General features: G+C 71.2%; 9 protein-coding genes. 1 reads left to right on the forward strand and 8 read right to left on the reverse strand.

Annotated features, from left to right (window positions below; genetic code table 11):
* Positions 1–45 precede the first annotated feature (45 nt).
* Entirely contained in the window at positions 46–2,013 is a 1,968-nt protein-coding gene (locus QTQ03_RS21380) for an AfsR/SARP family transcriptional regulator (RefSeq protein WP_289279577.1), read from the forward strand.
* On the opposite strand, the gene QTQ03_RS21385 is transcribed toward QTQ03_RS21380, so the two are convergent.
* The 8 genes from QTQ03_RS21385 to QTQ03_RS21420 form a co-directional block, all read right to left on the reverse strand.
* Positions 2,008–7,377, reverse strand: coding sequence for a non-ribosomal peptide synthetase/MFS transporter (locus QTQ03_RS21385; RefSeq protein ID WP_289279578.1), 5,370 nt, complete (start codon positions 7,375–7,377; stop codon positions 2,008–2,010). The genes QTQ03_RS21380 and QTQ03_RS21385 overlap by 6 nt on opposite strands.
* Before the next feature lie 367 nt (positions 7,378–7,744).
* The gene (locus tag QTQ03_RS21390; RefSeq protein ID WP_289279559.1) at positions 7,745–8,887 is read right to left on the reverse strand and encodes an IS701 family transposase; all 1,143 of its coding nucleotides are present in this window, start codon (positions 8,885–8,887) and stop codon (positions 7,745–7,747) included.
* 97 nt (positions 8,888–8,984) lie between these two features.
* A complete protein-coding gene (locus tag QTQ03_RS21395; RefSeq protein WP_289279579.1) occupies positions 8,985–10,175 on the reverse strand; it encodes a GNAT family N-acetyltransferase in 1,191 nt (396 codons plus the stop codon).
* A gap of 233 nt (positions 10,176–10,408) precedes the next feature.
* The gene (locus tag QTQ03_RS21400; protein WP_289279580.1) at positions 10,409–11,128 is read right to left on the reverse strand and encodes a PP2C family protein-serine/threonine phosphatase; all 720 of its coding nucleotides are present in this window, start codon (positions 11,126–11,128) and stop codon (positions 10,409–10,411) included.
* A 77-nt stretch (positions 11,129–11,205) separates the two neighbouring features.
* Entirely contained in the window at positions 11,206–11,559 is a 354-nt protein-coding gene (locus QTQ03_RS21405) for a hypothetical protein (protein ID WP_289279581.1), read from the reverse strand.
* Between the two features lie 29 nt (positions 11,560–11,588).
* Complete coding sequence (locus QTQ03_RS21410; RefSeq protein WP_289279582.1) at positions 11,589–11,834, reverse strand: hypothetical protein; 246 nt, start codon at positions 11,832–11,834, stop codon at positions 11,589–11,591.
* A gap of 81 nt (positions 11,835–11,915) precedes the next feature.
* Entirely contained in the window at positions 11,916–12,374 is a 459-nt protein-coding gene (gene mscL / locus QTQ03_RS21415; protein ID WP_289279583.1) for a large conductance mechanosensitive channel protein MscL, read from the reverse strand.
* 40 nt (positions 12,375–12,414) lie between these two features.
* Positions 12,415–13,089: a FadR/GntR family transcriptional regulator gene (locus QTQ03_RS21420; protein ID WP_289279584.1), complete on the reverse strand. Its 675-nt coding sequence runs from the start codon at positions 13,087–13,089 to the stop codon at positions 12,415–12,417.
* Positions 13,090–13,136: the final 47 nt, after the last annotated feature.

Below are 13,136 nucleotides of genomic sequence, written 5' to 3' on the forward strand. Positions count from 1 at the left end.
CAGGTCACCAGGGCACACGCCGGTGACGATGAATCCTCTACCGCGATGCTCGGCCCCCTGTCGGTGCGCCGCGCCGGCGTCGACCAACGCCCCGCCTCGGCGACACTGTGCCGGTTCCTGACGGTGCTCGCGCTCCACCATCCGGCCGCGGTAAGCCGCGACGCGCTCGTCGAGGCGCTCTGGCCGGACGGGCCGCCGAAGAGCTGCCACAGCCTGCTGCACGTCTACCTCCGGCAGTTCCTGGAACCGGGCCGGCAGCGCGGGGAGCCCTCGCGTGCCATCCTGTCGGCTCCGGGCGGTTTCGCGCTCGGTGTCAAACGCCACCAACTCGACCTCGGCCGGTTCGACGACCTGCTCGATGCGGCCCGCCAGGCCCACTCCGAGGGTGACCTGTCCAGGACGGCCGGACTCGCCAGCGAGGCGCTGCGATACTGGCGCGGCCCGCGGCCCGCCGACGCGGACCCCGCGGTGCGTGGCGTGCCGGCAGCAGTCGCGGCACATAAACGCAGGGTCGCCGCGGCGCTTCTACACGCCGACATGGCCCTTGCCCTCGGTCGGTTCCGTGACGCGGTAGGCACGCTGCGGGGGTTCGTCCAGGACGAGCCGCTCCACGAGGGCCTGCACGCCCGGCTGATGGTGGCCCTGGCCTCCAGTGGGGAACAGGCAGCCGCGCTCGGCCTCTATGGCGAGGTGCAGGCCCGCCTGGACGAGGAGCTTGGGATCGAGCCCGGGCCGGAGCTGCGTGAGACCTACCTGCGGGTATTGCGGCAGGAGCTTCCCCCGCCAGCGGATACGGACCTGCCGGTCGCGCCAGCGCCGGCGCAATCCAGACCGTTAGCGGCCCGCGCCGTGCCCGCGCAGCTGCCGGCCCAGGTCACCGGGTACGTCGGGCGCGAACGCCAACTCCGCCAACTTGACGAGCCGCTCGCCGACAAGCACGGTGCGCACAGCCCGTTGACCGTGTCGACCGTCGTCGGGCCTGCCGGGGTCGGGAAGACCGCCCTCGCCGTGCATTGGGCGCACCGGGCCCGGGACCGGTTCCCCGACGGTCAGCTCTTCGTTGACCTGCGAGGCAACGCCTCGGTGCCGCCGCTGCGTCCCCTGGACGCCCTGACCCAGATCCTACGGGCGCTCGGGGTCTCCAACGACGCGATACCCGATAATCTCGATGAAGCCGCCGCCATGTTCCGCAGCCTCGTCGCCAAGCGGCGGATCCTGATGGTTTTGGACAACGCCGGGAGCGTAGAGCAGGTGCGCCCGCTGTTTCCCGGAGGACCGGGTTGTCACGTCCTGATAACCAGCCGCAGCCGGCTCTCCGGTCTAGTCGCGCGGGAGGGCGCCCGTCCCTTGACACTCGACGTCCTCAGCCCGGACGAGGCGCACACGCTGCTCAGCCACATCCTCGGACCGCGTGCGACGGCCGAACCGCGGGCCGTGTCGACACTCGCGAGGCTGTGCGCCTGGCTGCCGCTCGCCATCCGGATCGCCGCCGCCAACGTCGTCACCGGCGGCTATGACAGCGTCTCAGCCTACTGCCATGACCTGCACACCGATGGCGTCCTCCATGGACTGTCAGCGGAGGGTGACGAGAAGTCCGCCGTGCGTGCCGCGTTCGATCAGTCCTACCTGACGCAGGACCCAGCGCACCAGCGGATGTTCCGCTTGCTCAGCCTCATGCCGGGCACGGACGTCACGGTGCCCGCGGCGGCCACGCTGGCGGGGATCGCGCCGGCTGAAGCGGCCCGCCTGCTGCGCCGCCTCGCCGAGACGCACGTCGTCGACGAACGCACACCGGGCAGGTTCTCCATGCACGACCTGCTCCGTAGGTACGCGGAGGAGCACGCCCACGCCACCGATTCGCCGGCCGACCGGCTCGCGGCGCGGCGGCGCCTGCTTGAGTGGTACGTCGGCACGGTCGAGCAGGTGGCACGGCTGCTCTATCCCGACTCGGGTGTACCCGAAGGACGAAGAAGCAGAAAGCCTGACCTGCGTTCCCACAGTCAGGTCCTATGATCTTGCGCGCCGAAGGGACTCGAACCCCCCAACCTCCTGGTCATTCCGGATCAGCGGACCGCGGCCCAGCGCCCGGAGCCCGATCAGGTCGTCGGGGATGGCGTCGGGGCTGTCGTCGACGAGCTGGGGCAACCTGGTGCCCAACGCCATCACCGCCAACAGCATGATGGCTATCGCGAGCAATACGTACAGCAAGGCGATTCCCCGCCCCGGCCCGGTGCCGACCACCGCGCCGGTGGTCGGAGCAAGCGCACCGCCGGGGGCCAGCAGCGGTTCGAACAGCTCCGACGCGTAGGCCGCTAGCAGCCCGAAGCCGATCGGCAGCGCCGACCACGCGATCACCGTGTTGAGCGCGAACACCGGGCCGTGGAACCGCTGCGGGACTTTGACCTCCACGATCGCGGCATGGGTGCCGTTGATCATTGTCAGCGTTAGTGCCATGCCGAACAAGCCGAAACCGATCGTCACCAGGTTCGCTTGCAGGCCGGTCACCAGGCTGAATGCGGCCAGGCACAGCGTCCACAGCAGCACGCCCCGCATCCGACGCCGCGGCGGACCGCCCCATGCCCTGATGACGAGGCCGCCCAGCATGCCTGCGAGTCCCGCGCCGAGCAGGATCCAACCGATGTCGGCGAGCCGGCCGGTCCCCAGCACCAGCGGTGGGATCAGTAGGAACAGCGGCGACAGGAGGACGTTGAGCAGCGCGAAGAAGATCAGCATCCGGCGGAACCGAGTGTCGCCCCAGGCGTACCGGAATCCGGTGTTGATCTCGGCCGTCACCGACTTCGCCGGCCCGGCCATGGTGCGCGGGAAACGAAACGCGAGCGTGACGGTGATCGCGACCGCGTAGCTCAACACGACGAGAACGAGGATGCCCCTCAAGCCCACGACGGCCATCAGCCCGACGGCCGCGACCGGCACGAACAGGCGGCTCGTCGTCGCGGCGACCTGGACGACGCCGGTGGCATGACCGAGGTATCGCTTGGGGACGAGCTGCGGCACGGCGGAGTCGGAGGCGAGCAGCTGGAAGGTGAGCGCTATCGACAGGAGCGCGAGCAGCGGATAGGTGTGCGAGACCTGCAGGCTTCCGGTCCACGCCAGCAAGCCGAGCGTCAGCTGCACCCCGGCCGCGCCGAGGGCGCCGGCAAGCATGACCGTACGACGGTCGCAGCGGTTCACCACCGTGCCGGCCTGCGGCGCTACGAGCAGCCCGGGCACCAGCCCGGCCACGGCGGACAGGGCGAACTGGCCGGGCGAGCCGGTGGTCAGGAGGATCCAGACCGCGATTGCGAACGCGGCCAACGCCGAGCCGCTGACCGAGGCGAGGTGCGCCGCCGCCACCGCGAGAAAACGGTGCATCGCGGGCCGGGGCCCGTCGGGTGCGTCAGGCGAACACGCGCGCGAGATGTCGAGCAGCCGCCACCCCTCCCCACCGACCGACTCACCGGCGGAGACCGCCGGATGGGTGGTCGTCACGATCTCGGCGAGCTCCGCAGCGCGGTGCTTCTGGAAGAAGTGACCCGCCTCGTCGAGCAGTACGACGGCAGTGGTGTCGCTGAGGAAGTGCCACTCGCGAAAGCGCTCCTGGTAGAAGTCGGACGCTGGGTCCTGCTCCCCGGCCACGCTGATGACCGGCGCCCGCAGCCGCTCCACCGAGCTCTCGAAAAGCCGCGTGAAGTAGTCCTCCGCCGCTTCCGTGTCGCGGCGGGTGTTGTGGACGATGAGCCGGGCCTGCGCGGCGTCGATGTCGCTCATGTCGAGCCCGAGCCCGGTCAGCCCGTCCGCGTAGGCGCGGTCGCTACGCGACGCGTCCGCATTGGCAAGCCGCCCCAGCTCGCCGACCAGGCCCCGGCCCGGCCGGGCGAAGGGGAAGATCGCGCCGATGTAGACCGCCTCCGGGACGCGGCCGGCCGCCTCCAGTTTCCTGGCGATCTCGACGATGAGCGCCGAGCCGACGCCGCAGTGCCCGTAGAGCGCGATCGGCCCGGCGATCCTCTCCTGGATCTCCTGCACGCACCGCGCGGCGACATCCTCGAGCGGTGCGCGCTGCTCGTCGATTCCCGGGTCGTGGCCGGGGATGGCCACCGACCACAGCGCGTGCGTGGCCGGTAGCTCGTCCGCCAGCGACTTGTACACCATCGCGCTGCCACCGCCGTACGGAACGGCGACGTAGCTGAGCTCGGCCTCGGACGACGGCTTCGGCGTCAGCAGGTGCAGGAGCCTGCGCTCCGCCGACGTCTTCCCGTCGAGCAGGGCGGCGAGCCGCCGGATCGTCGCGTGGGTGAACAGGTCCATCACGGCGATCGAGGCACCGTCCGCCGTCGCACGCCTCAGCCGCTCGACCACCCTGATCGCGAGCAGGGAGTGACCACCCACGGCGAAGAAGTTGTCGTCGATTCCGACGTCGGCGCCGTCGAGGACATCCGCCCACACCGCGTGGATCATCCGCTCCGATTCGGTGCGTGGCGGCACCCGCCCGGCCTCGCCGGCTACGGGCGCCTCGGGCGCGGGCAACCGCCCGCGGTCCACCTTGCCGTTCGCGGTCAGCGGCAGCCGGGGCAGCGTGACGAACGAGTTGGGGACCATGTAGGCCGGCAGCGCCGCAGCGAGGTGCGACCGCAGCCGTGCGGGGTCGGGAACGGCTCCGGGCTCGGCCACGACGTAGGCCACGAGCTGGGCGGCGTTGCCCGTGCCGTGCGAGTTCACCACGCACTCGGCGACCTCGGGATGGCGGGTCAGATGGGCCTCGATCTCGCCGAGTTCGATCCGGTAGCCGCGGATCTTGACCTGGGCGTCGGCCCGGCCGAGGAACTCGATCACACCGTCGGGCCGGTACTGGCCGAGGTCGCCGGTCCGGTAGAGACGAGCGCCGGTACGCGGGTGGGTGACGAACGCCGCCACCGTCCGCTCCGGGTCCCGCCAGTAGCCGGATGCCACGCCGACGCCCCCGATGTACAGGTCGCCAGGCACACCGATCGGCACATCGCACATCCCGCGATCGAGGACGTGGAACTGCTGGTTGGTCATCGGGCGGCCGTACGGGATCGAGGACCACGACGGGTCGACGTCGTCGATCGGGTAGCAAATCGACCAGATCGACCCCTCGGTCGCTCCGCCGAGGCTGATGATCTCGGCGTTCGGGGCGAGCGCGCGAATGCGGTCGGGCAGTGTCGGCGGGATCCAGTCGCCGGACATCATCACCAGCCGCAGCGAACTGATGTCGGTCCCTTCCTGCTCGGCGTGCTCGACCAGCAGTTCCATCAGCGCGGGCACCGAGTTCCACACGGTGACTCGCTGCTCCGTGACGATCCGCGCCCACGCGGCCGGGTCCTTGTCCTCCTCGGGCCGTCCCATGACCAGCGTGCCGCCGGCGGCCAGCGTGCCGTAGACGTCGTAGACCGACAGGTCGAAGCTCAGGGCGGACAGCGCGAAGACCCGGTCGTCGGGCCCCACCCGGAACCGCGCGGTGACGTCGCGGACGGTGTTCAGCGCAGCCCTGTGCTCGATCATCACGCCCTTCGGCGTGCCGGTCGAGCCCGACGTGAAGATCACGTAGGCGAGGTCGCCGGGCTCGGCGGGACAGGCCGGCGCCGATCCACCCGACTCCTCGGTGACGGGCAGCACCACCAGTCCGTCCGGCCAGTCCAGCCGGGAACGCAGCGCCGCCTGGGTGAGTGCCACGTCGCAGCCGCCGCGCGCGATGAGTTCGTTGCGGCGGCGCTCGGGCAGATCTGCGTCGACGGGCAGGTAGGCGGCGCCGGCCTTGTTGATCGCCAGCACCGCGACGACCTGCTCCCACCCCCGTGCCATCACGACGGCCACCAGGTCGCCCCTCGTCACCCCGGAGGCAGTCAGCCGCATCGCGAGGTGATCGGCCCTCCGGTCGATTTCGGCGTGCGAGAGCCAACCACCTGGGTGGACCACCGCCGGGTGGTCGGGCGTGCTGCGCGCCTGCGCTGCGACCGGGTCGTGCAGGAGCTGGTCCGCGCCGAGGTCGGCGCTCGTGTCGTTCCAGCGTGTGCGCTGCGCGCGCTCGTCGGCCGTGAGCAGCTCGTAGCTCGAGATCGGGACGTGCGGATCGGCGGCGATGCCCTCCAGAAGGACGCGGAAGTGCGCACCCAGGCGCTCGATCGAGTCCGCGCTGAACAACGCGGTGTTGTAGGTCATCAGGAAGTCGCCGGCGCCGGCGGTGTGCAGCTCGAGGTCGAACCGGGTCACGCAGTACGAGATGTCGACGTCTTCGGTGACCGTGATCGACGGGTTGCTCCGCTCGGCCTCCTCGTAGCTCTGCATGGAGAAGACCACCTGGAACAGCGGCGAACGTGACACCTCCCGCGGCACGTTCAACTCGGTAACCAGACGCTCGAACGGCAGTTCCTGGTGGGCGAAGGCGTGCACGGCCGTCGCGCGGACCCGATCGAGCAGCTCGACGAACGTCGGGTCGCCCGAGGAGTCGACCCGCATCGTCACCATGTTGACGAAGCAGCCGACGAGGTCGTCGAGCTCGGGTACCGGCCGGCCGGCCGTCGGCGACCCGATCGTGACGTCGTCCTGCTGCGCCCGGCGGCCCAGCAGGATCGCGAACGCCGCGAGCAGCACCATGTACGGCGTGGCCCGCTGCTTGCGTCCGAGCCGGAACAACTCGTCGAGCGCACTCGGCGCGACCGAGAACTCGTGCGCGGCGCCGGCGTAGGTCGGTACCGGTGGCCGCTGCCGGTCGGTCGGCAGCTCGAGCGGCGCGACGCCGGCGAGTTGCCCGCGCCAGTACGCCACATCCTGCTCGGTGTCGGGCAGAGCGCGTTGCCACGCGGCGAAGTCGCGGTAGCGGACCGGCAGGTCCGGCAGCGGGTCGCCGGCCAGGCAGGCCAGCACCTCGCCGAGGATGAGCTCGGTTGACCATCCGTCGGCGGCGATGTGGTGTGCCGCGAGCGCGAACACGTGCTCGTCGGGGGCGATCGTGATCAGCATCGCCCGCGCCACGGGGCCGGCGGCGAGGTCGAACGGTTCGGCCATGAAGGCGTCGACGAGCGCGCTCACGGCGTCGTCGGACACGGCCGCCGCGGTGGCGAGCGGGATCGCGCCGACATCGTCGACGAGCACGACGGGTCGGCCGTCCACGGTGGCGGGAAAGCGGGTCCGCAACGGCTCGTGCCGGGCCGCGACCCGGTTCAGCGCCCCGGCGAGCGCCTCCGGATCGATCGGGCCGCGCAGTCGCCAGGCCTCCGGGATCGTGTACGCCGTCGTGCCGGGCGCGTACGCGTCCATGAACCAGAGGCGTTCCTGGGCGAAGGACATCACCGGCTCCCCGTCGGGCAGGACGGGGATCGTCGTCGGCGTCGGAGGCAGTTCTTTCAGGCCACTCATAGGACGTCCCCCGGAGGTCACTAGTGCACCCTCTTCCGTGCGGGCCCTTGGACAGGGCTTGTGGTAGGAACTAGGCGGAAGCCGGGGTGACGGCCTTTTGCGGTCGCCCCTCGTGGGCCTCGATGACACTGCCGCCCCCGGCTTCCCCGGAACCGCTGATCGATGACAGAAGGACGCGCCGTAGAGCGCCGGTTAGTACTGCAACGGCGGGTCGTGACTTATGGCGGTTTGAGTCGTTTGCGGTAGTGGGCGGCTCGGGCTTGTTCCTGGCGGCGACGGCGGAAGTCGGACCAGCGCAGGATGTGGTCGGCTCGACGGCGGGTGGTCAGGACGAGGTGGGCGAACAGGCGGCGGATTTCGTTGCTGCTCAGCGGGATCTGGCTGCGCTCGTTTGCGGTGGTGCCCCCTTTGCGGCTTCGAGGGCGCGGGTGACGACGAGGAACGCGGCGGCGGCCATCGCGAGGGTGATGTGGGCGTACCAGGCGTCGTAGCGGCGGACCTGGTACTGGTCCAGGCCGACCTCGTTCTTCGCGGTCTGGAACGATTCCTCCACCGACCAACGGCTACCGGCGACCCGCACCAGGTCGCGTAGTCGGGTGCCGCGGGGGCCGAAGCAGACGTAGTAGGCGATGTCGCCGGGATCCGTGATCGAGCGTCGGGCCAGGACCCAGCCGCGGCGGCCGTGGGCAAAGGTGCGGCGGATCGGCAGCCGAGCCCAGTCGTAGCGGCGCGGCCCGTGCGCGCCGTCACCACACGACAGTCGTTGCCACGCGCCCGCACGCACCCTGCCGATCAGCTCGTCGACACCGGTGGTGGTGTGCAGCCCGGAGGGCACCCGATCGTCGCGTCGGGTGGCCATCACGTACGCGATGTCCCGATCCTCCAACCAGCCCCGCAGGCCAGGGTTCTGCCCGTAGGCCTCATCGGCCGTGAACCACGAAAACGGCACCCCCGCGGTGACCGCCCGCTCCAGCATGGCCTGCGCCTGCTGCGGCTTGGTCGCGAACCCGACGGCGTCCGGGATCGCCGAGCGCCGGCACCGGTCCCGATCACCGGTCCACGACTTCGGCAGGTACAACTCCCGATCGATCAACGCCCGACCCCGCGGCGTGGCGTAGCACAGGAACGTGCCGATCTGGCAGTTCTCGGTCTTGCCCGCCGTACCCGAATACTGCCGTTGGACCCCCGCCGACGCACGGCCCTTCTTGACGAACCCCGTCTCGTCAGCGATGAGCACCCCGGCCGCATCGCCGATCTGGTCCACCACGTAATCGCGCACGTCATCGCGGACCGCGTCCCGGTCCCACGCCGCGCTGCACAGCATGCCCTGCAACCCGTCCGGCGACACATGCCCAGCCTGCTCCGCGAGGGTCCAGCCGTTACGCCGCTCCAACGGTGCCAGTAGCCCCCGCACATACGCCCATGCCCGCCGCCGCGGCTCCACCCGCTCAAACCGATGCGCGAACCGGAAGAACAACTCCTCCAACCCGGCATCCCACGACCCGACCACCCGCGCATCCACCACAACCAACCAACGAATGATCAGCACCCGAAGCTACGACCCGCCGTTGCAGTACTAAGGAAGTCGATTCGTCCGGCGGGCCCGATCAGAAGTCGGCGAAGAGGTACGGCAGCCGGCGCGGGAAGAGGCGGCGCAGCTCCGCCCCCGCGTCGGCGGGAACGTCACCCAGCCCGCGTAGGTGCACCTCCACCGGATCCAGTACCCCGTACGCGAGCCCGGAGAGCCCGGCGGCGGTCAGCGTGGCGGATGGGGCGCCGCCCGCGCCGGCGCGGGCCAGTTCCAGCGCTCCGGTCGTGCCGTCGAGCAGATAGACCCCGGCGAGCCAGCGATCCCCGGTCAGCTCCACCCGGACCCGGGCCGGGCCGACGGGCAGTCCGGTGAGCGCGTCCACCGCGAGCAGCCGGGCCATCGGCGCCGAGGAACCCGGCCGGGCCACCCGCGCCTGCACATGCACCTCGAGGTCGGTGAGCCACAGCTCGGGCACCTCGTCGGCGGGAACGTCGAAGCGGACCGTCGCCACCTGGTCGATGTGCCGGGCGAAGAACTGCAACAGCAGCGACCGGGCGTACGGGTCGGTGGCGAGCAGGTCGTCGGCGGCCAACGTGCCCCCGTGCTCGTCGATCCGGTAGGTCGCCGCCCCGGTCACCGTCCCGCCGACCCGGGCGGTCACCAGCCACCGTTCGTTCCGGTCGCGCAGCGCCACCGCCCGGTAGTCGGGGAAGAGCGCGAACCCGTGCCGCTCGCGGAGGCAGCGTTCGGTGAATTCGTGCCACGCCGGGTAACCGGCGCCGATCCGCTCCCAACCCACCTCGCCGGGCAAATCGGCGCGTAGCAGCGGGGCCAGGTCGGCCACCGGCAGCGAGACGGTGCGCCGCAGCGGCAGCCCGACGTAGCCGAACCGCCCGTAGAACGACGGCCGGAACGGCCAGAGCGCCGTCAGCTGGTGCCCCTCGTCGCGCATCTCGTCCAGCAACTGGTGCAGCAGGGTGCGCACGTGCCCCTGCCAGCGGGCCAGCGGGTGGGTGACCACGCCGGCGACGCCGGCCATCGGCAACACCCGGCCGCGCAGGTTCTCCCGCATCGGGATGGCCGAGACCGCCGCGCGCGTCTCGCCCGCCTCCTCGACGACCAGCGTCCGGTTGCCCTCGTTGTAGGGCAGGTACTCGCGGAACTCCTTGGCCCGCTCGACGCTCCGGGGCGAGCCCTCGAAGGCGTACGCCTGGAGGGGGAAGCTGGTGGTGAGGCGTTCCTCGGAACCAACCCTGCGGACGGTCATCGGCTCATCCCATCCCGGCCGGGCCGCCCGCGCAACCGAGATTGCGCCTACCCCGGTCGGCAGGTGTCGCAGGTGCCGGCGACGGCGCGGCCGGACACCGCGGCCACCCGTCGGCGTTCACCGGTCGGCCCTCGCGATGATCGCGCTCACCGGGGCGACGAACGCGAGCCGCCTCCGCCCTGGCGGTGCCCAGCTCGGCGCACCTACCTGTGCGGAGCGGGTGGTGGACGGGCTCAGAGCGCCGTGACGTCGGAGACCACGACGGTGACGTTGTCCGGCGCCCCGGCCTGGTGGGCGAGCTTGACCAGTTGCTCCCCGCAGAGTTGGCGGTCGCCGTAGCGGGTCAGCGCGGCGGCGACCGCGTCGTGCTCGACGTAGTCGGAGAGCCCGTCGCTGCACAGCAGCAGCCGGTCGCCGGGCGCGACGGTGAGCGTTCCGATCGCGGGCGGGGTGTCCGAGCCCTGGACCGCGCGGGTCACCAGGGACCGCTGGGGGTGGTGCCGGGCCTGCTCGGGGGAGAGCGCGCCCTGGTCCACCAGCGCCTGCACGAACGTGTCGTCCCGGGTGAGCTGGGTCAGCGCCCCGTCCCGGAGCAGGTAGCAGCGGGAGTCGCCGACCTGGGCCAGCACCAGTGTGTCACCGGCGAGCAGCGCGGCTGTCAATGTCGTACCCATGCCCTCACGGGCGGGATCGACGGTGATGGCGGCGTGGATGCGCTGGTTGGCGGTGCTGACCACGGCGCGCAGCGCGTCGGTGGCCTCGTCGGGGGTGGGTGGCGGGGTCAGCTCGTCCAGGATCCGGATCACGATCTCGCTCGCCACCTCGCCCGCGGGCAGGCCGCCCATCCCGTCCGCGACCGCGACGAGGCGCTCGCCCGCGAGGGCGGAATCCTCGTTGTTGGTCCGGACCAGGCCGACGTCGTTGAGGATGGCCGAGCGGAGGATCAGCGTCATGGGATCAAGCTTGCCAAGAACACCCTCCGTTCGTCTCTACGCACTGGTGGGCGGTTTGGAAAGTTGTCGTCGACGGATCACTCCTCGGCGGGCAGATCCGTCAGCGGGACGTCGAGGCGGACCGCGTCGGTGACGGCGGCGATCTGGTCGGCGAGCACGTAGACCGCGCCGGTGCTGACCTGGTCGGTGGAGACCTTCAAGTAGCCCGCGTGCCGCAGTCGGGCCGCCAGGTCGGCCGGGACGTCCGGCTCCTCGGTGGCGGTGGACTCGATCAGTTCGTCCAGGCTGCTGCCCGGGTCGGCGGTCGGCGCCTGCACGGTCACCGCGTTCGGGTCACCGCGCTGGACCAGGTCCACGGTGCCGATATTGGTACCGGCGGCGTCGAGTACCCGCATGCCGGTGGTGACCCGGGAGAGGACCGGTTGACTCATACCAGCGCGGTTCCCGGCCGTTCCGCGCGCTAAACGCCGCCCCAGCCGCCCGGCGGGCGGGGGGACAGTTCGCGCCACGTGTCGGTGCCGTGGAGCAGGGCCCGGACCGTCTCCTCGGCCTCGTCGGCGCTGCCGTACTCGTAGAACCGCGAGACCCCCTCCGACCCGCCGGCGCGCTGCTCGACGTACCACCGGTCGGCGTCGACCCGGAGGAAGACGTCCCGCCGGGCCAGGCGGCCCCATTTCCCGTTCCACCAGTGCTTTCGCTGCTCCATGGGGGGAACTCTATCGAACATGCGTACGAAGAAATGCGGCCCCCGCGGGATTCCCGCGGGGGCCGGTGGGTGCGTGCCGCGTCAGTGCCTGGTGGGCGGTTCCTCCCGCCGGCCAATCGCGTCGTCGAGGGCGCCGCGTTGCTGGGCGGGGGTGGTGCGGCCGGCCGCGGACAGGGCGTCCCGGATCTCGGTGAGCAGCTTGATCTCCTCGCTCGGCGCCTTCGGCGGCGGCTCCTCACCGCGCTGCCGGCGCTCGGCCAACGTGTTCATCGGGAACACGACCAGGTAGTACAGGGCCGTGGCGATGAGCAGGAAGGTGATGGCCGCGTTGACGAACGCGGCCCACTCGAAGGTCTGACCGCCGATCTTCCACGTGCCGGCGGTCAGCTCGGAACGGCCGTCGATCAGCTTGACCAGTGGGTTCAGGAACGATTCGGTGAACTGGGTGACCAGGCTGGTGAAGGCGGCGCCGATGACGACGCCGACCGCCAGGTCGACGACGTTCCCTCGCATGACGAAGTCTTTGAAGCCCTTGAGCATCCGTACTCCCGAGGTGTCCGATTCTTCGGTCCGGCACAACCTATGCCTCGGACGGATGCTCCAGAAAGGCGCCGGCTTCGATGGCTGCCCGGTCCGCGTCGCCGGCCCGGATCGCATCCACCAGTCGGGAATGGTCGACGTAGCGCTCCGGCTCCAGCGTGGCGCCCATCGAATGGGTCAGGGTGCTGCGCAGCGCGGCGCCGACCGAGGCGTACAGCTCAGCGAGCATGCCGTTGTGTGCGGCGGCGACGACGGCGGCGTGCAGCGCGGCGTCGGCCTCCACGAACTCGTCGACCCGGCCGCCGCGCCACGCCGCCTCCCGGGCGGCGAGTGCGCCGTCGAGCGCCGCCAGGTCCTCGACGGTACGCCGTAGCGCGGCCAGTCGGGCGGCTTCCACCTCGAAGGCGCGCCGCACCTCGACCACCTCGACCATCCGGTCGTCGGTGAGCCGGCGGGCCACCACCGGGGCCAACTCGTCGGTCGACACCACGTACGTCCCCGAGCCCTGCCGGCAGTCCAGCACCCCGGCGTGCACCAGGGCGCGGACCGCCTCGCGCACGGTGTTGCGGCCGACGCCGAGGGTCGCCACCAGTTGCGGCTCGGTCGGGATCCGGCCGCCCACCGGCCACTCGCCGCCCAGGATCCGCTTTCGGAGCTGCGCGATCGTCTCCTGCACCCGCCGGCCGCGCGGCGGCGTGGCGGCGGCATCAGCCACGGGTGGCACTGGTTACAACCCCTGCCGAAAATTCATCCCATGATTGT

This window comes from Micromonospora sp. WMMA1363 (assembly GCF_030345795.1).
In the GTDB taxonomy this organism is placed as follows: Bacteria; Actinomycetota; Actinomycetes; order Mycobacteriales; family Micromonosporaceae; genus Micromonospora.